This is a genomic window from Streptomyces nanshensis (assembly GCF_001751255.1).
GTDB classification, from domain to species: domain Bacteria; phylum Actinomycetota; class Actinomycetes; order Streptomycetales; family Streptomycetaceae; genus Streptomyces; species Streptomyces nanshensis_A.
The window spans coordinates 1-21,330 of sequence record NZ_LJGW01000432.1 but is presented as its reverse complement, the minus strand read 5'-3'; the positions used below and the strand labels follow the sequence as shown (position 1 = coordinate 21,330).

At 71.7% G+C, this 21,330-nt stretch carries 23 protein-coding genes; 8 read left to right on the top strand and 15 right to left on the bottom strand.

Annotated elements, in window-relative coordinates; translation table 11 throughout:
* Positions 1-4 precede the first annotated feature (4 nt).
* Entirely contained in the window at positions 5-2,101 is a 2,097-nt protein-coding gene (locus AN218_RS27340; RefSeq protein ID WP_070019787.1) for an APC family permease, read from the bottom strand.
* A gap of 78 nt (positions 2,102-2,179) precedes the next feature.
* Here AN218_RS27340 and AN218_RS27335 point away from each other — a divergent pair, with 78 nt between their 5' ends.
* On the top strand, positions 2,180-2,848 hold the full coding sequence (locus tag AN218_RS27335) for a potassium channel family protein (protein ID WP_070019786.1): 669 nt from the start codon (positions 2,180-2,182) through the stop codon (positions 2,846-2,848).
* A 34-nt stretch (positions 2,849-2,882) separates the two neighbouring features.
* Complete coding sequence (locus tag AN218_RS27330) at positions 2,883-3,545, top strand: potassium channel family protein (protein WP_079132647.1); 663 nt, start codon at positions 2,883-2,885, stop codon at positions 3,543-3,545.
* Between the two features lie 152 nt (positions 3,546-3,697).
* On the opposite strand, the gene AN218_RS27325 is transcribed toward AN218_RS27330, so the two are convergent.
* From AN218_RS27325 to AN218_RS27305, 5 genes are all read right to left on the bottom strand, one after another.
* Positions 3,698-4,603, bottom strand: a complete 906-nt coding sequence (locus tag AN218_RS27325) for a DUF3159 domain-containing protein (RefSeq protein WP_070019784.1) — start codon at positions 4,601-4,603, stop codon at positions 3,698-3,700.
* A 3-nt stretch (positions 4,604-4,606) separates the two neighbouring features.
* Positions 4,607-5,017 carry an OB-fold nucleic acid binding domain-containing protein gene (locus AN218_RS27320; protein WP_070019783.1) on the bottom strand — a complete coding sequence of 137 codons (411 nt, stop codon included), beginning with the start codon at positions 5,015-5,017 and terminating at the stop codon, positions 4,607-4,609.
* Between the two features lie 155 nt (positions 5,018-5,172).
* Positions 5,173-5,958 (bottom strand): DUF3710 domain-containing protein, encoded by a 786-nt coding sequence (locus AN218_RS27315; RefSeq protein ID WP_070019782.1) that lies wholly within the window; start codon positions 5,956-5,958, stop codon positions 5,173-5,175.
* Position 5,959: 1 nt separating this feature from the next.
* Entirely contained in the window at positions 5,960-6,457 is a 498-nt protein-coding gene (gene dut / locus AN218_RS27310) for a dUTP diphosphatase (RefSeq protein WP_070019808.1), read from the bottom strand.
* Positions 6,458-6,507: 50 nt separating this feature from the next.
* Entirely contained in the window at positions 6,508-7,071 is a 564-nt protein-coding gene (locus AN218_RS27305) for a PaaI family thioesterase (protein ID WP_070019807.1), read from the bottom strand.
* A 161-nt stretch (positions 7,072-7,232) separates the two neighbouring features.
* On the opposite strand from AN218_RS27305, the gene AN218_RS27300 reads away from it, so the two are divergent.
* Positions 7,233-7,757, top strand: a complete 525-nt coding sequence (locus tag AN218_RS27300; RefSeq protein WP_079132646.1) for a DUF3093 domain-containing protein — start codon at positions 7,233-7,235, stop codon at positions 7,755-7,757.
* Between the two features lie 64 nt (positions 7,758-7,821).
* On the opposite strand, the gene AN218_RS27295 is transcribed toward AN218_RS27300, so the two are convergent.
* From AN218_RS27295 to AN218_RS27280, 4 genes are all read right to left on the bottom strand, one after another.
* On the bottom strand, positions 7,822-8,655 hold the full coding sequence (locus AN218_RS27295) for a hypothetical protein (RefSeq protein ID WP_420856024.1): 834 nt from the start codon (positions 8,653-8,655) through the stop codon (positions 7,822-7,824).
* Positions 8,656-8,731: 76 nt separating this feature from the next.
* Positions 8,732-9,031 (bottom strand): DUF4193 domain-containing protein, encoded by a 300-nt coding sequence (locus tag AN218_RS27290; RefSeq protein ID WP_070010553.1) that lies wholly within the window; start codon positions 9,029-9,031, stop codon positions 8,732-8,734.
* A 430-nt stretch (positions 9,032-9,461) separates the two neighbouring features.
* Entirely contained in the window at positions 9,462-10,742 is a 1,281-nt protein-coding gene (locus AN218_RS27285) for a sensor histidine kinase (protein ID WP_070019781.1), read from the bottom strand.
* Positions 10,743-10,747: 5 nt separating this feature from the next.
* Positions 10,748-11,401, bottom strand: coding sequence for a response regulator transcription factor (locus AN218_RS27280; RefSeq protein ID WP_070019780.1), 654 nt, complete (start codon positions 11,399-11,401; stop codon positions 10,748-10,750).
* Positions 11,402-11,742: 341 nt separating this feature from the next.
* Here AN218_RS27280 and AN218_RS37115 point away from each other — a divergent pair, with 341 nt between their 5' ends.
* Entirely contained in the window at positions 11,743-11,916 is a 174-nt protein-coding gene (locus AN218_RS37115) for a hypothetical protein (RefSeq protein ID WP_171908813.1), read from the top strand.
* A 211-nt stretch (positions 11,917-12,127) separates the two neighbouring features.
* On the opposite strand, the gene AN218_RS27275 is transcribed toward AN218_RS37115, so the two are convergent.
* Together AN218_RS27275 and AN218_RS27270 are read right to left on the bottom strand one after the other, a co-directional pair.
* On the bottom strand, positions 12,128-12,937 hold the full coding sequence (locus AN218_RS27275; protein ID WP_070019779.1) for an inositol monophosphatase family protein: 810 nt from the start codon (positions 12,935-12,937) through the stop codon (positions 12,128-12,130).
* 142 nt (positions 12,938-13,079) lie between these two features.
* A complete protein-coding gene (locus AN218_RS27270) occupies positions 13,080-14,243 on the bottom strand; it encodes a ferrochelatase (RefSeq protein ID WP_070019778.1) in 1,164 nt (387 codons plus the stop codon).
* Positions 14,244-14,385: 142 nt separating this feature from the next.
* Between AN218_RS27270 and AN218_RS27265 the strand changes: the two genes are divergently transcribed.
* Both AN218_RS27265 and sepH read left to right on the top strand, forming a co-directional pair.
* The gene (locus tag AN218_RS27265) at positions 14,386-15,747 is read left to right on the top strand and encodes a D-arabinono-1,4-lactone oxidase (RefSeq protein ID WP_070019777.1); all 1,362 of its coding nucleotides are present in this window, start codon (positions 14,386-14,388) and stop codon (positions 15,745-15,747) included.
* 722 nt (positions 15,748-16,469) lie between these two features.
* Positions 16,470-17,576 (top strand): septation protein SepH, encoded by a 1,107-nt coding sequence (gene sepH, locus AN218_RS27260; protein ID WP_070019776.1) that lies wholly within the window; start codon positions 16,470-16,472, stop codon positions 17,574-17,576.
* A gap of 105 nt (positions 17,577-17,681) precedes the next feature.
* On the opposite strand, the gene AN218_RS27255 is transcribed toward sepH, so the two are convergent.
* Positions 17,682-18,548, bottom strand: a complete 867-nt coding sequence (locus AN218_RS27255; RefSeq protein ID WP_070019775.1) for a sulfurtransferase — start codon at positions 18,546-18,548, stop codon at positions 17,682-17,684.
* Between the two features lie 189 nt (positions 18,549-18,737).
* On the opposite strand from AN218_RS27255, the gene AN218_RS27250 reads away from it, so the two are divergent.
* Positions 18,738-19,541, top strand: a complete 804-nt coding sequence (locus AN218_RS27250) for a VOC family protein (protein ID WP_070019774.1) — start codon at positions 18,738-18,740, stop codon at positions 19,539-19,541.
* Between the two features lie 35 nt (positions 19,542-19,576).
* Here AN218_RS27250 and map read toward each other — a convergent pair whose 3' ends face one another.
* Complete coding sequence (gene map, locus AN218_RS27245) at positions 19,577-20,362, bottom strand: type I methionyl aminopeptidase (protein ID WP_070019773.1); 786 nt, start codon at positions 20,360-20,362, stop codon at positions 19,577-19,579.
* A gap of 70 nt (positions 20,363-20,432) precedes the next feature.
* Between map and AN218_RS27240 the strand changes: the two genes are divergently transcribed.
* On the top strand, positions 20,433-20,735 hold the full coding sequence (locus AN218_RS27240) for a helix-turn-helix transcriptional regulator (protein WP_070019772.1): 303 nt from the start codon (positions 20,433-20,435) through the stop codon (positions 20,733-20,735).
* A 69-nt stretch (positions 20,736-20,804) separates the two neighbouring features.
* Here the strand turns inward: AN218_RS27240 and AN218_RS27235 are convergent.
* The coding region (locus AN218_RS27235; RefSeq protein ID WP_070019771.1) for a phosphotransferase at positions 20,805-21,330 on the bottom strand (526 nt) is incomplete at its 5' end.

The window sequence follows — 21,330 nt, the reverse complement described above, 5'->3', positions numbered from 1 at the left end:
TCCGCTACGTCCCCTCGCCGCCCGGACCGCCGCCCTCCCGCGAGCCCCCGTTCCCCGCACCGCGGTCGGTCCGCGTCCGCCCCGCACCCGGTCGGACCGCCGGCCCCCGGCGTACGGACCCCGGGGCGCTCCACTCGGCACACCTGCGCGCCCGCTTCCGCGCGAGTTCGGAGGATTCGAGCTGCCAGGGCACCGAGGTCACCATGACGCCCGGTGTGTAGAGCAGCCGCCCCTTCAGGCGCAACGCGCTCTGGTTGTGCAGGAGTTGCTCGTACCAGCGCCCGACGACGTACTCGGGGATGAAGACGCTGACGACGTCCCGCGGGTTCTCCTTGCGCAGCCGCTTGACGTACTCGATGACGGGGCGCGTGATCTCGCGGTAGGGCGAGTCGAGGATCTTCAGCGGCACGTCCATGCCGCTCTCCTCCCACTCCCTGCGCAACTGCGCGGTCTCCTCCGCGTCCACGCTGATGGTCAGCGCCTCCAGGGTGTCCGAGCGCATCAGCCGGGCGTAGGCGAGCGCGCGCATCGTCGGCTTGTGCGTCTTGGAGACGAGCACGATGGAGTGCACGCGGGAGGGGCGTACGCGCTTCTCGTCCGGGTCGTCCGCGGCCAACTCCTCGGCCACCAGGTCGTAATGGCGGCGGATCCCCGTCATCACCCCGTAGAAGAGCAGCATGCCCAGCAGCGAGACCCACGCGCCGTGCGAGAACTTGGTGATGAGGACGACGACGAGGACGAGCCCGGTGCAGAAGGCCCCGAAGGCGTTGATCGCGCGGGAGCGGTGCATGCGTACGCGCGCGGCCGGGTCCCGCTCCTCGGCGAGCAGCCGGTTCCAGTGGCGGACCATGCCGGTCTGGCTGAGCGTGAAGGAGACGAAGACGCCGACGATGTAGAGCTGGATGAGCCGCGTGGAGTCGGCGTCGTAGATCACGACGAGTATGGCGGCGGCGCCCGCGAGCAGCACGATGCCGTTGGAGAAGGCGAGACGGTCGCCGCGGGTGTGCAACTGCCGTGGCAGATAACGGTCCTGGGCCAGGATCGAGCCGAGCAGCGGGAAGCCGTTGTACGCGGTGTTGGCGGCGAGGAAGAGCACGAGCGCGGTGGCGGCGGCGAGGAAGACGAAGGGGAACGTTCCCTCACCGAAGACGGCGGCGGCCACCTGGGAGATGACCGGGTTCTGCTGGTAACCGCCGCCCGCGGGATGGCCGTTGATGATCAGGTCGGTCGCCGGGTTCTCGGCCATCTTCACATCGGTCGCGAGCGCGAGCACGATGACGCCGCAGAACATCACGGCCGCGATCAGACCCATCATTGCCAGGGTGTTGGCGGCGTTGCGCGACTTGGGCTTGCGGAAGGCGGGCACACCGTTGCTGATCGCCTCGACGCCGGTGAGGGCGGCACAGCCCGAGGAGAAGGCCCGCAGCAGCAGGAACGCGAGGGCGAACCCGGCCAGTCCGCCGCTGTGTTCGGTCTGGATCTCGTAGCCGGCGGTGGGCGCGCGCATGTCCTGGCCCAGCACGGCCCCGCGTATGACGCCCCAGAGGATCATCGCGCAGACGCCGGTCACGAAGCAGTACGTGGGGATGGCGAAGAGCTTGCCCGACTCCCGTACGCCGCGCAGATTCATCAACGTCAGCAGCACGATGGTCAGAACGGCGGCGAGGGTCTTGTGCTCGGCGATGAAGGGGACGGCGGAGCCCAGGTTCTCCACGCCCGAGGCGATCGAGACGGCGACGGTCAGCACGTAGTCGACGAGCAGCGCGCTGGCGACGGTCAGCCCGGCGCGCGCCCCGAGGTTGGTGGTGGCGACCTCGTAGTCGCCGCCTCCGGAGGGGTACGCGCGGACGTTCTGCCGGTAGGAGGCGACGACGGTGAACAGCAGCACCACGACGGCCGCCGCGATCCACGGGCTGAAGTGGTAGGCGGAGACCCCCGCGATGGACAGGACCAGGAGGACCTCCCCCGGCGCGTACGCGACCGAGGAGAGCGGGTCGGAGGCGAACACCGGCAGCGCGATGCGCTTGGGTAGCAGCGTTTCGCCGAGACGGTCGCTGCGCAGCGCACGCCCGAGGAGAAGTCGCTTGGGCAGATGGGTCATCCTTGGCACGGGGAGGATCGTATGCGGTCAGCCGTGCGATCCTGAGACGGCCCGCTGGATGTGACGAGAGGGACGGGCGTGCATGTAGTGATCATGGGCTGCGGCCGGGTCGGCGCCGAGCTGGCGCAGGCGCTGGAGCAGCAGGGCCACACCGTCGCGGTGGTGGACCAGGACCCGACGGCCTTCCGGCGTCTGGGATCGGGCTTCGGGGGGCGCCGGGTCTCCGGCGTCGGCTTCGACCAGGACACCCTGCGCGAGGCCGGGATCGAGGAGGCCGGGGCGTTCGCCGCGGTCAGCAGCGGCGACAACTCGAACATCATCGCCGCACGTGTGGCCCGCGAGATGTTCGGCATCGAGCACGTCGCGGCACGCATCTACGACCCCAAGCGGGCCGAGGTCTACCAGCGCCTGGGCATCCCGACGGTGGCCACCGTCCGCTGGACCGCCGACCAGATGCTGCGCCGGCTGCTGCCCTCGGGCGCGGAACCGCTGTGGCGGGACCCGAGCGGCGGCGTGCAGCTCGCCGAGGTCCACGCCTCGACGGCCTGGGTGGGACACCGGGTGAGCAGACTCCAGGAGGAGGCCGGAGTACGCGTCGCCTTCCTGACGAGGGTGGGCGAGGCCATGCTCCCGACCTCCCGGACGGTGCTCCAGGAAGGCGATCTGGTGCATGTGATGATGCGCTGCGACCAGATCGACCAGGTGGAGGCCGTCTTCTCGAACGGGCCCGAGGAGGGCCGCTCGTGACCGGCGTACGCACAGCGAACAAGGGACTCGGCCGATGAGGGTAGCGATTGCGGGCGCGGGCGCAGTGGGCCGCTCGATCGCGGGCGAGCTGCTGGAGAACGGGCACGAGGTGCTGCTCATCGACAAGGCGCCGACGGCGATCTCGGTCGAGCGCGTGCCGCAGGCGGAGTGGCTGCTGGCCGACGCGTGCGAGATCACCTCGCTCGACGAGGCGGCGCTGGAGCGCTGCAACGTGGTGATCGCGGCCACCGGCGACGACAAGGTCAACCTCGTGGTGTCGCTGCTCGCCAAGACGGAGTACGCGGTGCCGCGGGTCGTCTCCCGCGTCAACAACCCCAAGAACGAATGGCTGTTCAACGAGTCATGGGGCGTGGACGTCGCCGTCTCGACGCCGCGTCTGATGTCCGCGCTCGTCGAGGAGGCCGTCAGCGTCGGCGACCTGGTGCGGCTGCTGCGCTTCTCGCAGGGCGACGCGAACCTGGTGGAGCTGACGCTTCCGCCGGAGGCGGCGCTGGCCGGTACGCGCGTGGGCGACGTCACCTGGCCCGAGGACACCGCCCTGGTCACCATCATCCGCGGCAACCGCGTGCTCGTACCGGACCGGGACGACGCCCTGGAGGTGGGCGACGAGCTGCTGTTCGTGGCCGCGCCCGCGCGCGAGGCCCAGTTGGAGGACCTGCTCTCGGTACGGGGCTGAACTCACCGCGCGCCGCGGCGACTTACCCGGTTTACCGCGAAGCGCGGGGCGTACGGCGCGAAGTGCGGTGCCGTACGCCGGCATACGAGCCGTTCGCCGTTCCGCTCCCGTCCGTACGGTCTCGCGTACGGACGGGACGGAGGACGGTTCCGTCAGCGGCGGTGCCGTCCGCCCGTGCCCTTCGCCTCCTGCTCGCCGTCGAACCGTTCCGACTCGGTCACCAACTCCCGTGCCGCGTCGTCCGCGAGGCGGTCGCCGATACCGTCGAGCGTCTTCCGCTGCGCCTCGTCCGCGTCGGCCCGCTTCCCGCGCTCCTCCTCGGCGCGCTCCTCCGCCTCCATCTCCGCGATGACGTTGATGGGCGCGGGAGCCTTCGCCAGGAAGATCCACGTCAGATAGACCGCCAGCAGGAACGGCGGGATCTTCAGCGCGACCGTGACCCACCCGAACCGCGTGGTGTCCCCCCACAGATACAGCGGGAAGAGCACGGCGGACTTGCCGAGCAGGATGAGCCCCCAGGCGTAACTGGCCTTCGTGTACGCCTTCTTGCGGCCCGGGTTCCGCTTGCGCCAGGAGAGGTTCTCCTTGAAGACCGGCCCGAGTACGAGGCCCAGCAGGGGCACGCCGGCCGCCGCCGTCACGAGGTAGGCGACGGCGAGCCCGAGCGTGTAGAACATCCCGGGCAGATAGAAGTCCTTGGCGTTGCCGGTCATCATCGCGAAGAGCACGCCGAAGGCCACACCGAAGACGCCGCTGAAGGCGTGCTTGACGGTGTCACGGAGCACCAGCCGCGCGACGCCGAGGACGGCGGAGATCCCCAGGGCCGTCAGCGCCGCGGCGTGGATGTCCTTGTTGAACGTGTACCAGGAGATGAAGACCAGGCCGGGAAGGGTCGTCTCCACCAGCCCGCGCAGTCCGCCGAAGGCCTCGAAGAGGGCGGCTTCCGTGACCTCGCGGGGAGCGGCCGCGCCGTCGGCCTGGCTCGCGTTCCCGGTCTCCGGGTCCGTACCGGTCTGTGCTCCGGTTCCGCCGGCGGTCGGCTTGTCGAGGGGGGTCACCCGCTACTCCTGTCCGAGGGGTCGCAACTCGTACTTCGGGTTGAACATGACGGGACGGCCGTGGTTCATCGCGATCCGCCCCCACGCGACCAGACCGCGGCCGGGCTCGATGCCCGCGATGGCGCGGCGCCCCAGCCAGACCACGTCCAGAGCGGCGGAACCGTCGAACAACTCCGCCTCCAGCGTCGGCACCCCCGCCCGCGGGCGCAGGGTGACGGTGCGCAGCGTACCTGTCACACGCGCGATCTGGCGGTCGCCGCAGGACGCGATGCGCGTGCAGCCGGTGCTTTCGGCCTCCTGCTGCAACTCCTGTGAGTGCAGCTCCTCCTCGGAGGAGGACAGCCGCTCCAGGAACCGCTTGAAGCGCCCGGCTCCGCCCCGCTGTTCCTTCTCTGCCCGGGTGGCGCCACTCATGCTGCCCAGCGTACCGGTGCGGTCTCACCCCCGACGCAGGCCGCCGTCCGTACGCGACGAGCCGCCGGCGGCCCGCTTCCGGCGGGCGCACACGGCGGCTCGTGGCAGGTGATCGCGGCCCGTACGGGTACGGCCGCGGGGTCGGCGCAGGGGGGTCAGCGCACCTCGGTGATCTCCGGGCCGCGCTGGAGCTTGTCGAGTCCGCCCGCGAAGCGCGAACCCTCCTCGACGGTCTCCTGCTGCACGCCGTCCGGCACCATCTGCGCGTCCTCGGGCAGCTTGAGGACGATCGGATCGCGCGGCGCCATCGGGGCCTCGCCCCGCACGATGACGGTGTCCCGGAAGACCTGCTCCAGCAGACCGCCGGTCTGCGGCTGCACCGCGCCCTGCCCGGAGATCACACCCCGCAGGAACCAGCGCGGGCCGTCGACGCCGACGAAGCGCACGACCTGCACGCCGTTCGTACCGTCCGGGAGCTGCACCGGCACCTGGGCCCGCAGCTCCCAGCCGAGCGGGCCCTCGACCTCGTCGATCACTCCGCCCTGCTTGGTGATGCCGGTCGCGATCTCCTCGCGTACCTCGTCCCACAGGCCCTCGCGCTTCGGGGCGGCGAACGCCTGGAGCTGGAGGGCGCTGTCCTGGACGACGAGCGTGGCGGCGACGATCGACTCGCCCGCGACCTCGACCCGCAGCTCCATGCCCTCGACACCGGGCACGTACATGCCGCCGAGGTTGACGCGGCCGCTGCCGGGGTCGGTGACCTCGCTCACGTCCCAGGGACCGTCGGGCCGGGGCGCCGGCGGCAGCTTCACGCGCGTCGCGTCGGCGTCCGTGACCGCGTCGGCGGAGCCGGGTTCGCCGGCCTCCTGCTCGTGCGAGCCGAAGTCGTCCGCGGTGCCCGTCTCAGGCTCTTCGCTCTTCTTGCGACGACGTCCGAACACGTCACTGTCCTCTCAGGTCGGAATGCCGGTCGGCTCCGACCGGAACGTAGTCATTCTGATGTGCGGCGGCCTGGCTGTGACCGCCTGTGGAGCCGAATCCCCCTGCGGCCCGCGCCGAGCCCGGCAACTCCGCCACCTCGTGGAAACGCACCTTCTCCACCTGCTGGACGATGAGTTGGGCAATGCGGTCGAGACGCTCGAACCGCACGGTCTCGCGCGGATCAAGATTGGCCACGATCACCTTGATCTCCCCACGGTACCCGGCATCCACGGTTCCGGGTGCATTGAGCAACGAGATGCCACAGCGGGCTGCCAGCCCCGAGCGGGGGTGCACGAACGCGGCGTACCCCTCGGGCAGCGCGATGGAGATCCCCGTGGGCAGCAGCGTGCGTTCGCCGGGCGCCAACTCGGCGGCCTCGGTGGTGACGAGGTCGCAGCCGGCATCCCCGGGATGTGCGTACGCGGGCACCGGAACGTCCGGGTCCAGGCGCTGCAGCATGACGTCGACGGGCTCGCGGCCCTGCTGGGTCCCGCCCAGCGGCTCCCCGTTCACGGGTTCACCTTGAAGGCCCGTGCCCGGCGCACCTGGTCGGGGTCCGCCATGGCCGCCTGGATCTCCTCGTCGCGGCCGTGCTCGGTGAAGTGCTCCACGTCCACCTTGACGAAGAGGGCGTCGGCACGGACGGCGAGAGGGCCGTCGGGCCCCCCGATCCGGCCCGTCGCCGTGGTGAAGACCTTGCGGCCCTCGGCGGCGACGGCGTGCGCGGCGAGGTGGAGGACGGTCCCGACCGGGACGGGACGGACGAACTCCGTCTCCAGCCGCCTCGTGACCATGACCACGTGCAGAAGCCAGCCGAGAGAGCCCATCGTCTCGTCCAACGCCGTCGTCAGCACACCGCCGTGCGCGAGTCCGGGAGCGCCCTGGTGCACCGGACGCACCGTGAACTCCGCGGTGACGTCGACCTGTTGGCCCGCTCTGACCTCCAGGTGCAGGCCGTGCGGCTGCTGGCCGCCGCAGCCGAAACAGTGGCCGTAGTGGGAGCCGAGAAGCTCCCCGGTGGGCGGTGCGTCGGGGTGGCGTACCGGTGCGGTGGCGCGCGGCGGCGGCGCCAGCGGTTGCTTCGGCGGATCGGGCGGGCCCTGGGTACCGGGCGCGCTCCGCGGTCGGGCTGTACTCACGTGTGCAGACCTTACCGCCGAGTTGGGCTCTGTCAGCGCGGAAGACAGCGGTATCCGCGGCCGGGGCCGCCGCCCGTACGTGACAGGCTGGGCGCATGGCCGCTCGCGAACAGCCCTATGACGAACGCCTCACGGCACCGCGCTCCTGGTGGCTCATCGCCGCGCTCGTGGGCGTCGGCGGCGCGCTGACGATGCTGCCGCTCGGTGTGCTGCCGATGCTGGGCGGGCTGGCGACGGGGGGCGTGCTGGCGGCGGTCGCGGTCAGCTCGTACGGCTCGGCGCGGATCCGGGTCGTCGCGGACTCCCTGGTGGCGGGTGACGCGCGCGTACCGCTCTCGGCGCTCGGCACCGCGCATGTGCTGGACGAGGAGGAGGCGTTCGCCTGGCGCACGCACCAGGCCGATCCCCGCGCGCACATGCTGCTGCGCAGCTACATCCGGACCGCGGTACGCGTCGAGGTGACGGACCCGGCGGACCCGACGCCGTACATCTATCTCTCCACCCGCAGCCCGCGGCGCCTCGCGGACGCGCTCTCGGGAGCCGGGGCCGGGCAGACCGGGGAAGCCGGGGAGGCCCGGGAACAGTCGGAGGCCGACAGGTCCGGGGAGCCCGGACGGTAGCGCCAACGCCCCGGTACGTACGCGGAGTTGAGTGCCGTACGGGATCCGGCGCCGTACGGACGGCTCAGTGCGACGGGGGCGGAAGTTCGCGCCCGCCGGAGGGGCCGCCGATGCCGGGCCCTTCGCCGTCGCCCTCGCCGGAGGGCAGCGCCTCCCAGCCGCGGCCGTCGGCCCGCAGGTCCTTGCGGATCTTCGCGGCGAGCTGCTTGGTGTCCCGGCTGTTCATCACGGCGCCGACGGCGGCGCCCACCATGAAGGGGGCCAGGTTCGGCAGGTTGCGCACGGTGCGCTTGAGGAGCTGCTGCCGCAGCTCGCGCTTCATCTGGCCGCCGAGGGCGGCGTTGAGCGTGGTGGGTCTGGTGATGTCGATGCCGCGCTCGGACGTCCACGATCCGAGGTAGGCGGCGGCCCGCTGCTTGGCGTTGCCGGGCGGGCGGTGCCCGTAGACCTCGTGCAGCTCGGCGATGAGTTTGAGCTCCACGGTGGCGACGCCGACGACCTCGGCCGCCAGCTCGGCGGGCATCGCCGGCGGCACCGGCATCATCGCGGCCGCGCCGACTCCGGCGCCCACGGTCGCCGAGCCGCGCACGGCTCCGGTGACGAGCTTGTCCGCGATCTCTTCCGGCCCCAGACCGGGGAAGTGTGCCCGCAGCGTCTCCAGATCGCGCACCGGGATCCGGGGCGCGGTCTCGATGACGCGGTCGGCGACGAAGCCCAGGAACGCGCGCACTCTGCCGTTGCCGCGCTGCTTCCCGTCGGCACCGTCGTCCTCTTCTTTCTCCACGCCGCCCCGTACGTCCTTCCGTACGGCGGCGTCTCCGTCTCCCGCACCGTCGCCCCCCTTGCGCGGCCATGGAAGCCGGGACCGGCTGCGACGCCGTGCCGCGTCGGCCGGCACGAGCGAGGTCCGCTGGTCGGGCTCGCCTCGCTCGTCCTCACGCGCTTCGTCCGCCACTACGGCAGCCCCGATCCGGTCAGGCCGCGCAGTCGCGGCAGACCGGCTGACCGTTCTTCTCGGCGGCGAGCTGGGACCGGTGGTGGACGAGGAAGCAGCTCATGCATGTGAACTCGTCGGCCTGCCTCGGCAGCACCCGCACGGAGAGCTCCTCGTTGGAGAGGTCCGCGCCGGGCAGCTCGAGACCCTCGGCCTGCTCGAACTCGTCCACGTCCACGTTGGACGCCGACTTGTCGTTACGCCGGGCCTTCAGCTCTTCGATGCTGTCTTCATTGACGTCGTCATCGGTCTTGCGTGGGGTGTCGTAGTCCGTTGCCATTTCGCTCTCCCCCTCTGGGTTTCTGTGGTGTCTCCAGCGCACGTAACGCGTGAGAGGCCGGACTTGTGCCCGGCCCGAGGCGGAGATTTTGCCTCACATCAAGGTCTGTTACTCAATCGACACCCAACCGCACCCCTGAAGAGGTGATCGCGTCGGCTGTCGGGGAGGACTTTAAACGGTCCCCTGCTCGCGCTGCGCGCATGCACCCCGGGTACTGCCCACGATCTCCACCTGCGGAAACCTGGATTTTCCGGTAATTCTTCCCGTACTGAGATCACCCTGGGTGCGGAGCGACGGAATCGCGTGTGTGATCGATCACAGAAAAGATCGCTACGCGCCGGGGGACAAAATTCCGCATATAGCGAACCGCGGGGGTTACCCTCCCCGGTCCGCTCCTCGCGGGCCTTCCGCACGGCGGCCGGTACGGGCCTCATACGGGCAGCACCACGCGCAGCGCGAGCCCGCCCTCCTCACGTCCCACGGCCGTCACCGTGCCGCCGTGCGCCCGTGCCACGGAGCGCACGATCGAGAGCCCCAGACCCACGCCCTTGTCGCTGCCCGTACGGTCGCTGCGCAGGCGCCGGAAGGGCTCGAAGAGGTTGTCGATCTCGTACGCGGGGACGACCGGGCCCGTGTTCTCCACGAGGAGCATCGCGTGGCCCGGCAGCGCCTCGGTGGTGACCGAGACCCAGCCGCCCTCGGAGATGTTGTAGCGGACGGCGTTCTGTACGAGATTGAGGGCGACCCGCTCCAGCAGCACACCGTTGCCCTGTACATGGACCGGCCGGCGGACTCCGCGCAGCTCGACGCCCCTGCCCTCGGCCTCCGCACGTACCTGCTCGACGGCCTGAGCCGCCACCTCGGAGAGGTCGACGGGCTTGCGGTCGACGATCTCGTTCTCGCTGCGGGCCAGCAGCAGCAGTCCCTCGACGAGCTGTTCGCTGCGCTCGTTCGTGGCCAGCAGGGTCTTGCCGAGCTGTTGCAGCTCCGGCGAGGCCTCCGGGTCGGAGAGCTGCACCTCCAGCAGCGTGCGGTTGATCGCGAGCGGGGTGCGCAGTTCGTGGGAGGCGTTGGCGACGAAGCGCTGCTGGGCGGTGAAGGCGCGGTCCAGCCGGTCCAGCATGTCGTCGAAGGTGTCCGAGAGCTCCTTCAGCTCGTCGTCCGGGCCCTCCAGCTCGATGCGCTTGTGCAGGTCGGAGCTGGCGACCTGGCGTGCGGTGCGTGTGATGCGTCCCAGCGGCGAGAGCACGCGCCCCGCCATCACGTACCCGAAGGCGAACGCGGCGACGGCGAGACCCAGCAGCGCCAGCAGGGAGCGCTGCAGCAGTTCGTCCAGGGCCGCCGCCCGCTGGGCGTCGGTGCACTGGCCGAGGCGCTGCATGAACTGATCGCTCGGCAGCGTGCCCGTCAGACCGGGACAACTGTCGGAGGTGAGCTGGGCGTTGGCGTCGAGGATGCGGAAGGGGAGCTTGCTGCCCTCGTGCAGGGCCTCGGCGGCCAGCAGATAGATCAGCGTGAGCAGCACCATGCCGGCGATGAGGAACATCCCGCCGTAGAGCAGGGTGAGCCGTATCCGGATCGTGGGGCGCAGCCACGGGTACGGACGCGAGGGCTCGCCCGGGTCCCAGGTGGGCTTCGGCGGTGCCGGGGCGGGCTGGTCCGCGGGGCGGCGCGGCTCGGCCGGTTCGGAGGGGGTGGTGAAGGCGGTCATGGCGGTCAGATCCTGTATCCGGCGCCGGGGACGGTGAGGATCACCGGAGGTTCGCCGAGCTTGCGGCGCAGCGTCATGACGGTGACGCGCACGACGTTGGTGAAGGGGTCGGTGTTCTCGTCCCAGGCCTTCTCCAGGAGCTGTTCCGCGGAGACGACCGTGCCCTCGCCCCGCATCAGCACCTCCAGCACGGCGAACTCCTTCGGGGCGAGCTGGATCTGCGTGCCGTTGCGGAAGACCTCACGCCGGTTCGGGTCGAGCCGGATGCCCGCGCGCTCCAGCACCGGCGGGAGCGGCGAGGTGGCGCGGCGGCCCAGCGCCCGTACGCGCGCGACCAGTTCGGAGAAGGCGAACGGCTTGGGCAGATAGTCGTCGGCCCCGATCTCCAGGCCCTCGACGCGGTCGCTGACGTCGCCGGAGGCCGTCAGCATCAGCACCCGCGTGGGCAGACCGCGGTCGACGATGCCGCGGCAGACGTCGTCGCCGTGCACGAGGGGGAGGTCGCGGTCGAGGACGACGACGTCGTAGTCGTTGACGTCGATGCGTTCCTGGGCCGCCTCCCCGTCGTAGACGACGTCGACGGCCATGGCTTCCCGGCGGAGCCCGGTCGCGACGGCATCGGCGAGCAACTGCTCGTCCTCGACGACGAGTACGCGCACGGCGCCTTCCTTCCTGCTGCTGGTCCGCCCGCGCCGCAGCGGGCGGGCGGAGGCTTGCTGTGCTGCCGCAATCCTGCCGCGTACCTCGGTAAATCGCCGGTAAGAGCCGGGGCGCGCAGGACCCCCGAGATTTTTGCGGTCCTTGAGGTTTTCCTGAGGTTGCAAGCGGGGAGGACGAGGGGACACCCCGCGATCACGCCCTGTAGGCGGCTAGCCACCCCGGTCGAGAGGCCGGTCGTTACGGCTGCCGACCGTCCAGCCAGGGAGCATCCCGTGATCACCGATCGACCGAACCCTCGGCACTCACCCCGTGCCATTCGACCCATGACGAGGGGGCGCACATGGACGCGTTCACTGCCGGACTTCTGCAGCGTATACACAACACCGAGAGCGACCTGAGCCGCGCTCGTGAGTCGGGCGACGACTTCCTCGTGGACGTCGAGCAGTCGGAGCTGGAAGACCTCCACCGGATCGCCGCCGAGCACGGCGTCGAGATCGGTGCCAGCACGGTCTGACGCCCTGGTCGCGGCCCGCCCCGGCCTCTCGTCCGGTGCCGCCGCCGACAGTCTCCACCCCCGACCGCTCGAAGAGCCGATGTGAGCCCCGGGAGCCCCCGCCCCGGGGCTCACCCATGTCCGGGCACGGGTCTCCGTCCCGGCCCGCGGCCCCGTCCTCGCCCTCCCGCGGCCCCGTCCTCGCCCTCCCGCGGCCTCGTCCGGACCGGTCTCAGTCGTGCCAGGCGCCGAGGCGGTCCAGCAGCGGCTGGAGGATCTCGAAGACGCCGGGCGACGCGGCCACGGCCAGCTCCCCGTCCGGCTCCAGGCCCGGCCGGCCGCCCGTACGCGCCCCGGCCTCGCGTGCGATGAGGTCGCCGGCCGCCAAGTCCCAGGCGTGCAGGCCGCGTTCGTAGAAGGCGTCGAGTCGTCCCGCGGCGACGTCGCACAGGTCGACGGCCGCGGAGCCGGAGCGGCGGATGTCCCGGACGCGCGGGATGAGCTGCCGTACGAGGTCGGCCTGTGCCGCGCGCCGCTCGGCGACGTAGTTGAAGCCCGTGCCGATGAGCGCCTGGTCGAACGGGGGCGCGGAACGGCACTGAAGGGGGCGTGCGTTGCAGAAGGCGCCGTGGCCGAGGGCGGCGCGGAAGGTCTCGCCGCGCGGCGGCGACTCGACGACGCCGATGACGGTCTCGCCCTCGAACTCCGCCGCGATGGAGACGGCCCAGTTCGGCAGCCCGTACAGATAGTTGACGGTGCCGTCGAGGGGGTCGACGATCCAGCGGACCCCACTCGTACCGGGCGAGGACGCGCCCTCCTCGCCCAGGAAGCCGTCGTCGGGGCGGCGTTCCGCGAGATAGCCGGTGATCAGCTTCTCGGAGGCGAGATCCATCTCCGTGACGACGTCGACGGAGCTGGACTTGGTCGCCGAGACCTCCAGGTCGGCGGGGCGTCCGTCGTGCAGGAGGACACCGGCGCGGTGTGCGGCCTCCAGGGCGAGTTCGAGGAGTTCGGCCTTGAGCTGATCGACCTGGGCGCTCACGTTTCTCCTTGCTCGGTGCTCGTGCACCGTGCTCGTCGCCGGTGCTCTCGTTCGGCGCGTACGCCACGGCGCGTGCGCTTCCCCACCGGTGTTCCTGCTCGGGCGGGCGCGGCCTTACGCCTGCGGGCCCGCGTGTGCGGGGTCACGCCTGCGAGCTGTCAGCACCCGCCGCGGCGGGCTTCGCCGTCCTGCCCGGGCAGCAGCCGACGGGGCACACGTCGTGGCTGGGACCCAGGGTGCCCAGGGCGCACCGTGCGGGGCGCGCGCCACGCTCGGTCGCCGCGCGCTCCAGGACCAGTTCCCGTACGGCGGCGGTGAAACGCGGGTCCGCGCCGACGGTCGCGGAGCGGGCGACCGGCAGCCCGAGTTCGGCCGCCTTGGCGGTGGCCTCGGTGTCGAGGTCGTAGAGGACCTCCATGTGGTCGGAGACGAAGCCGACCGGCACCATCACGGCGGCGGGAGCGCCCTCCGCGTGCAGGGTCTCCAGGTGGTCGCAGACGTCCGGCTCCAGCCACGGCACCTGGGGCGGGCCGCTGCGCGACTGGTACACCAGCCGCCAGGGACGCCCGGTGCCCGTGCGCTCGGCGACCTCGGCGGCGACGAGCCGGGCGACGTCCAGGTGCTGGGCGACGTAGGCGCCGCCGTCGCCGTGCGCGGCCGGCGGCCCCGAGGTGCCGGCCGCGGCGGTGGGGATGGAGTGGGTGGTGAAGGCGAGGTGCGCGCCCTCGCGGACGTCCGCGGGCAGCGTCTCCAGCGCGGTCAGGACGCCGTCGGCCATGGGCCCGACGAATCCGGGGTGGTTGAAGAAGTGCCGCAGCTTGTCGACGCGGGGCGGGCGCAGCCCCTCCGCTTCGAGGGCGGCCAGCGACTCGGCGAGGTTCTCCCGGTACTGGCGGCAGCCCGAGTACGAGGCGTACGCGCTGGTGGCGAACGTCAGCACCCGGCGGCGGCCGTCGCGTGCCATCTCGCGGAGGGTGTCGGTCAGATACGGCGCCCAGTTGCGGTTGCCCCAGTAGACGGGGAGGTCGATGCCCTGCTCGGCGAGGTCCTTGCGGAGGGCGTCCAGCAGCACCCGGCACTGGGCGTTGATCGGGCTGACGCCGCCGAAGAGGAAGTAGTGCTCCCCCACTTCGGCGAGGCGCTCGCGCGGGATGCCGCGCCCCCTGGTGACGTTCTCCAGGAACGGAACGACATCGTCCGGGCCCTCCGGACCGCCGAACGACAGCAGCAGCAGAGCGTCGTAGGGGCGGATGTCGCAGGGGTCGGGGGCGCCGGCGGGACCGCCGGCATCGAGCGCATCGGACATGTCACGATCCTGCCATCCCGGCCGTGGCGGCACCGGCCCGCCTCCCGGCGGCGCCGCCCGCGTACGCCTTTCCCGGGCCGGGAGCCGGGCCGCCCGCGCCGTGAGTATGATCCGATGTCACCGCGAGAGGGGGCACGGTCCGATGAGCGCGCAGCCGACGAGCAGCGGCCGGAGCAGCAGCCGCCCGCCCCGGAGGAACCGGGGCACCCGTACCACGTGGCAGAACTGGGCCGGGAACGTCGCGATGGCCCCCGCCCGTACCGTCGCGCCCTCCACCACCGACGGCCTGGCCGAGGCCGTACGCCGGGCCGCCGAGGACGGGCTGCACGTCAAGGCGGTCGGCACGGGGCACTCCTTCACCGCCGCGGCCGTCACCGACGGCATGCTCATACGGCCCGAACGGCTGGTGGGGATACGGAAGCTGGACCGCGAGGCCGGCACCGTGACGGTCGCCGCGGGCACACCCCTGAAACACCTCAACGAGACGCTGTCCGCCGCCGGTTACTCGCTGACCAACATGGGCGACATCATGGAGCAGACGGTCTCCGGCGCCGTCAGCACCGGCACCCACGGCACGGGCCGTACGTCGGCCTCGCTCGCCGCCCAGGTCACCGGGCTCGAACTGGTCTGCGCCGACGGCTCGTTGCTGCGCTGCGACGCACACGAGAACGCCGACGTCTTCGAGGCGGCCCGGCTGGGGCTCGGGGCGCTCGGTGTGATCAGCGAGCTGACGTTCTCCGTCGAGCCGGAGTTCCTGCTGACGGCCCGCGAGGAGCCGATGACCTTCGAGCAGGTCACCGCGGACTTCGAGCAACTCTTCGCCGAGAACGAGCACTTCGAGTTCTACTGGTTCCCGCACACCGACTGCTGCAACACCAAGCGCAACAACCGCAGCGACGGCCCGGCGAAGCCGCTGCCGCGCGTGCGGGGCTGGATCGACGACGAGCTGCTCTCCAACGGCGTCTTCCAGGGCGTGTGTTCACTGGGGGCGGCGGCGCCGGTGGCCGTGCCGTCCATGGCCCGCATCGCCGGGAGGGCGCTCTCGGCGCGTACGTACACCGACGTCCCCTACCGGGTCTTCACCAGCCCGCGGCGTGTGCGCTTCATCGAGATGGAGTACGCGCTGCCGCGCGCGGAGGTCGTGGCGGCGCTGTGGGAGCTGAAACAGCTCGTGGAGCGGTCCCGGCTGCAGATCAGCTTTCCGGTGGAGGTGCGGACGGCTCCGGCGGACGACATTCCGCTGTCCACCGCGCACGGGCGCGAGACCGCGTACATCGCCGTGCACATGTACCGGGGTTCGCCGCACGAGACGTATTTCACCGAGGCGGAACGGATCTTGACCGCGCACGGCGGACGGCCGCACTGGGGGAAGCTGCACTCGCGGGACGCGGAGTATCTCGCCTCCTCCTATCCGCGTTTCGGGGAATTCCTCGGGATCCGCGACCGGCTGGACCCGGGACGGGTCTTCGGCAACGACTATCTGCGGCGCGTGCTCGGCGAGTAGGCGCGGCGCCGCGCGCGGGACGGGTGCGGCGCGGGTGCGCCGTCGTCATGTACTCGATGACGTAAGGGAGTTGCCACCGTGCGATCCGCGCGGGCCCCGTCTGCTGCGTCTTCCGCGTCTTCCGCGCCGTCCTCGCGTCACCCGGCCGGTGCGCGGCGCGGTCAGGGGGAGCACACCGGGGCTCGCTTCTCCGGGGTTCTGCCTCCGTCCGCCCCCGGCGCACCCCGGCGTACGGAACGGCTCGCCATGGGTCTGCGAACTCCCGCCCGCTGAACGCGAATTACGGCTCTGACCTGTCAATACGCGGTGCCGGCCGATCCGTTCACAACAGGCGGTCAAGCGGGCGATATCCGAAACGAATGGTTCCGTTCCGGCCGTTCCTGTGACACTTGCCACGGACGAACGGTCTTTCTAGGCTTGTCCGGGCCTTCAATTCCCCTTCCCTGCGAGCAATTTGAACGGCGCGGCGGTCCACCCGCGTGGCCCTAATGGAGTAGTGTGACGAGCCCTGGCCTCGGCTCAGACCCGGCTCAGGCAGCACAGGTGACGAGGACGGTCACTATGCGTTGCGAAGTGATAACCGTGCCGTGTGCGGCGCCGGGAAGGTCCCGGTCGCCGGACAGATCGGCAAGGTTGTGGCAGGCCGCTCGCGGGCAGGCCACACTCGTCCAGCGGGAGCAGCGACGCACGTGATGTCGGCAGGCACCACCCGGGAGGTTCACATGCCCGAACTGCGTGTCGTGGCCGTCAGCAACGACGGCACACGTCTGGTGCTCAAAGCTGCCGACAGCACGGAATACACCCTTCCGATTGATGAGCGGCTGCGCGCCGCCGTACGGAACGACCGCGCCCGTCTCGGCCAGATCGAGATCGAGGTCGAGAGCCACCTGCGCCCCCGCGACATCCAGGCGCGTATAAGGGCCGGTGCCTCCGCCGAGGAGGTCGCGCAGTTCGCCGGCATCCCCGTCGACCGCGTACGCCGCTTCGAGGGCCCCGTGCTCGCGGAGCGCGCGTTCATGGCCGAGCGTGCGCGCAAGACGCCCGTGCGCCGCCCCGGGGAGAACGCCGGACCGCAGCTCGGCGAGGCCGTCGCCGAGCGGCTGTTGCTGCGCGGCGCCGACAAGGACGCGGTGCACTGGGACTCCTGGAGACGCGACGACGGCACATGGGAGGTCCTGCTCGCCTACCGGGTGGCGGGACAGGCCCACTCCGCGACGTGGACGTACGACCCGCCGCGCCGTCTCGTCCAGGCCGTGGACGACGAGGCGCGCTCGCTGATCGGCGAGACCGACGACACCCCGGAGCCGAGCACTCCGTTCGTGCCGCGGATCGCGCGGCTGCCCAGGGAGCGCGGGGACCGTCACGACCGCGAGCGCGGCGAGCGCACCGACCGTACGGAGCTGGAGCCGACCGCCTTCTCGGGCGGGCAGTCCGGGTCCGGGGACGACGACGCCGCGGACGAACCGGACTCGCTGACAAGCCTGTTGGAGGCCGTACCCAACTTCCGCGGCGACATGGTCGTCCCGGAGCAGCAGAGCGCGCCCGCCTCCGCGGCGCACACCTCGTCCCAGACGGAGGCGGAGACCTCCGCCGAGGACGAGCGTGAGGCCGAGGAAGAGGAAGAGACGGTCGAGCCTCCGGCGACGGCCGCCGGTGCCGGCTCGGCCTATGCGGACGTGCTGATGCCGCGCTCGGTCAGCGCGCACCGCGACCGGCTGAAGGGCAACACCGACCGGCAGGCCGAGGCGGACGGTGTACGTCCGGGTCGCCGTGCCGCGGTGCCCAGTTGGGACGAGATCGTCTTCGGGACGCGCCGCAAGAAGGACTGAGGCGCGGACCGCCGAGCCCGCGCGTACGCCCCGTACATCCGCGTGTGTACGGGGCGTACGCATGCCCGGGCGGCGTGCGTCGGACGCGGACGGGCCGTGCGGAGGTCAGCCGGGTTCGGGACCGGTCGCGACCGGGCGGTCCGGGTCGGCGGACCACTCGCTCCAGGAGCCGGGGTAGAGCGCGGCGTCGAAGCCCGCCTCGGCCAGCGCGAGGATCTCGTGGGCGGCCGAGACGCCGGAACCGCAGTAGACGCCGACCTCGCCGCCCTCTCGCACGCCCAACGCGGCGAAGCGGGCGCGCAGTTCGTCCGGGGACCGCAGCAGCGGGGCGGCTTCGCCCTCCCCCGGTCCCGTGGCCGGGGCCGGAGCCGGGGCCACGTTCTGTGCGGTCGGCGCCGAGACCGCGCCCGGGATGTGCCCGCCGACCGGGTCGATCGGCTCGACCTCGCCGCTGTAGCGCTCGGCGGCCCGCGCGTCCAACAGCACCCCGCGCCGGGCCAGTTCGGCCGCGCCGTCGGCGTCCAGCACCGGCAGCGCTCCCGGCCGCGGCACGAAGTCGCCCTGTTCCGGGGTCACTTCGCCCTTCTCCAGCGGGCCGTCCCAGGCGGCGAGGCCGCCGTCCAGCACCCGTACGTCCGGATGGCCCGCCCAGCGCAGCAGCCACCAGGCGCGTGCGGCGGCCCATCCCTGACCGCCGTCGTAGACGACGACGGGACGGTCCGCGCGGACGCCCGCGCGCCGCACGGCCGAGGCGAAGACCTCCGGGTCGGGCAGGGGATGGCGGCCCGACTCCCCCGGCGGGCCCGCCAGTTCGGTGTCGAGGTCGACGTAGACGGCGCCCGGCAGATGACCGGCGAGATAGTCGGGCCTGCCGTGCGGGCCGCCGAGCTGCCAGCGGACGTCGAGGAGCACCGGCCGCTCGCCCGCGGCGAGTTGCTCCGTGAGAGCTGATGCGGAAGTGATGGCTGTCATCCCGCCATTTTCCCTCCCGCCCGCGGAACAGAACCGTGCGAAAGGGGAATTACCGGCGGTGTCGGTGAGTATGGCGCCACAGGTGGTGCGACCATCGGTAAGACCCACGAAGGGCACGGAATCCGCAGCGGTTCCTCGGGACACCACACGACGCGGCCACACCGACGATGGCCACAAGGGAGACGACGCATGACGGAGTCAGTGGCTCGGCGCACGCATTCGAGACAGCTCCCCGGCACACCGTGCTGGGCGAGCCTGCTCGTGCGGGAGCTGGGCCGGACCCAGGAGTTCTACCACGAGCTGTTCGGCTGGGAGTTCCGCTCCGGGCCGCGCCAACCGGGGCCGTACGTACGGGCGTCGGCGGACGGACACGAGGTCGCGGGCCTCGGCGAGATCGTTCCGGGGCGCAGCCTCAACGTCGCCTGGCTGCCGTACATGGCCAGCGACGACGCGGACGCGACCGCGAGCATGATCCGCGAGCGGGGCGGCACGGTCGCCGTCGGGCCGCTCGACGCGGACGACGCGGGCCGGATGGCGATCGCGGCGGACACCGCGGGCGCGGGCTTCGGCGTGTGGCAGCCGCAGCCCGACAGCCTGCCCCCCGCCACGTCGGAGGTGCCGGGCGCGCCCGTCTGGTACGAACTGATCACCCGTGACTCCTCGGTGGCCGGAACCTTCTATCCCGCGGTCTTCGGGTACGAGGCGGGCAGCGAGGCCGAAGGGGACGGCAAGGGCGACGGCTATGTGACGCTGCGGGTGAGCGGTACGCCCGTCGCGGGGATCCGCGGCGTCGGGGATCTGCTGCCGCGCGGGCGCGGCCCGTACTGGAAGACGTACTTCGCCGTGGCGGACACCGACGAGACCGCCACGCGCATCGTCGAACTCGGCGGCACCGTCGTGGACTTGCCCGCGGACACCCCGCACGGACGGGTCGCCACGGCCGCCGATCCGGAGGGCGCGCAGTTCAGCGTGATCGCACACGGCGACGCGTAGACGTACGGACCGGGAGGTACTGACCGGGAAGGCGGTCAGCTCTGCCGCGCCTGGCGCGGAACGGTGAGGATCTCGGCGCCGTCGTCGGTGACGGCGATCGTGTGCTCGCTGTGTGCCGTCCGGCAGCCCGTCGCGCTGCGGAGCGTCCATCCGTCGGTGTCGAGGGCGAGTTCGGCGGTGTCCGCCATGACCCATGGCTCCAGCGCGAGCAGCAGCCCGGGGCGGAGCCGGTATCCGCGCCCGGGGCGGCCGGTGTTGGGAACGTGCGGGTCCTGGTGCATCGTCGATCCGATGCCGTGGCCTCCGAACTGGGTGTTGACCTCGTAGCCCGCCTCGCCGAGGACGGTGCCGATGGCGTGGGAGACGTCGCCGATGCGGGCGCCCGGTCCGGCGGCGGCTGTTCCGGCGCTCAGCGCGCGTTCGGTCGCGCTGATCAGCGCGACGCTCTCCGGGGGCTTCGTCTCGCCCACGAGGAAGCTGACGGCGGCGTCCGCGGCGACCCCGTCCCGAGAGACGGCGAGGTCGAGGGTCAGCAGATCGCCGTCGGCGAGCGAGTAGTCGCGGGGCCGTCCGTGGAGGACGGCGTCGTTGACGGCGGTGCAGATGTAGTGGCCGAACGGCCCGCGCCCGAAGGACGGTTCGTAGTCGACGTAGCAGGATTGCGCCCCCGCCTCGACGATCATGGCCCGGGTCCACCGGTCGATGTCCAGGAGGTTGGTGCCGACCGTGCTGCGGCTCTTCAGCGTCTGGAGGATGTCGGCGACCAGGGCGCCGGTGTCTCGTGCGCGGGCCAGTCCGGCGGGGTTGAGGATCTCGATCACGGGGCGTCCTTCGCATGCATGCTGCCAATAACTATCCCGGCCATGTTATCCCGGTATTAGAATCGCCGTCATGGTCAGGTTGCCGCTCACTCCCGAAGAGGTCGCGCGCGGACAGCGCCTCGGCGCCCTGTTGCGCCGGGCCCGGGGGAAACGCTCGATGCTCGACGTCGCGCTCGCTGCACGGGTCTCTCCGGAGACCCTCCGCAAGATCGAGTCGGGGCGCGTGGCGACGCCCGCCTTTCCGACGATCGCGGCGATCGCCGACGTCCTCGGCCTCTCGCTCGACGAGGTGTGGGCGGAGATCAGCCGGCCCGACGCCGGTGACGCACCGGCCGGCTCCCCGCACGGCGCCCGGGAGCGACTGGCCTCGTAAGGGCGGGCAATACGCCCTGGGGAAGGGCCAGTTCGACGTCAGCGGGCATGCCGCCGCGAGTCCGCGGTCTCACATCCGGGATCTCAGCACGTCGCCCTCGCAGCCCGGCGCGAACGGGTCGAAGCCGTGCTCGGTCAGCCAGCGCACCGCCAGCAGGCTGCGCAGCGACCACCATGCGCGGATCACCTCCAGGTCGACGTCGGTGCCGTAGCCGGCGAGGAGGTCGTCGAGGTGCTCCTCGTGTCCGAGCGTGAAGGTGGCGAGGTCGTACAGGGCGTCGCCCCGGCCCGCCTCGGACCAGTCGATGACGCCCGTGACCTCGTCGCCGTCGACGAAGACGTGCGCGATCTGCAGGTCGCCGTGGGTGAACGCCGGAGTCCACGGCCGCAGCGCGGCCTCGGCGACCTCGCGGTTGCGGGCGACCAGATCGGCGGACAGCAGGCCGTCCGTCACGAGTGAGACGCACTCGGCGTCGAGTTCGGCCGTCAGCGCGGCAATGCTCCGGCCTGCCTGACCGGTACGGGGCGGCAGCGGCGCGTCGTGCAGCGTCCGGACGGCGGCGCCCGCCGCGGCCCACGCCGCCGGCGACCCGGTC

What these genes read in the sequence shown, in the direction of transcription:
- AN218_RS27340 (WP_070019787.1), bottom strand. Translation starts at nt 2,101, where the DNA reads ATGACCCATCTGCCCAAGCGACTTCTCCTCGGGCGTGCGCTGCGCAGC.
- AN218_RS27330 (WP_079132647.1), top strand. Translation starts at nt 2,883, where the DNA reads ATGAGGGTAGCGATTGCGGGCGCGGGCGCAGTGGGCCGCTCGATCGCG.
- AN218_RS27320 (WP_070019783.1), bottom strand. Translation starts at nt 5,017, where the DNA reads ATGAGTGGCGCCACCCGGGCAGAGAAGGAACAGCGGGGCGGAGCCGGG.
- dut (WP_070019808.1), bottom strand. Translation starts at nt 6,457, where the DNA reads ATGCTGCAGCGCCTGGACCCGGACGTTCCGGTGCCCGCGTACGCACAT.
- AN218_RS27300 (WP_079132646.1), top strand. Translation starts at nt 7,233, where the DNA reads ATGGCCGCTCGCGAACAGCCCTATGACGAACGCCTCACGGCACCGCGC.
- AN218_RS27290 (WP_070010553.1), bottom strand. Translation starts at nt 9,031, where the DNA reads ATGGCAACGGACTACGACACCCCACGCAAGACCGATGACGACGTCAAT.
- AN218_RS27285 (WP_070019781.1), bottom strand. Translation starts at nt 10,742, where the DNA reads ATGACCGCCTTCACCACCCCCTCCGAACCGGCCGAGCCGCGCCGCCCC.
- AN218_RS37115 (WP_171908813.1), top strand. Translation starts at nt 11,743, where the DNA reads ATGGACGCGTTCACTGCCGGACTTCTGCAGCGTATACACAACACCGAG.
- AN218_RS27270 (WP_070019778.1), bottom strand. Translation starts at nt 14,243, where the DNA reads ATGTCCGATGCGCTCGATGCCGGCGGTCCCGCCGGCGCCCCCGACCCC.
- AN218_RS27265 (WP_070019777.1), top strand. Translation starts at nt 14,386, where the DNA reads ATGAGCGCGCAGCCGACGAGCAGCGGCCGGAGCAGCAGCCGCCCGCCC.
- sepH (WP_070019776.1), top strand. Translation starts at nt 16,470, where the DNA reads ATGCCCGAACTGCGTGTCGTGGCCGTCAGCAACGACGGCACACGTCTG.
- AN218_RS27255 (WP_070019775.1), bottom strand. Translation starts at nt 18,548, where the DNA reads ATGACAGCCATCACTTCCGCATCAGCTCTCACGGAGCAACTCGCCGCG.
- AN218_RS27250 (WP_070019774.1), top strand. Translation starts at nt 18,738, where the DNA reads ATGACGGAGTCAGTGGCTCGGCGCACGCATTCGAGACAGCTCCCCGGC.
- AN218_RS27240 (WP_070019772.1), top strand. Translation starts at nt 20,433, where the DNA reads ATGGTCAGGTTGCCGCTCACTCCCGAAGAGGTCGCGCGCGGACAGCGC.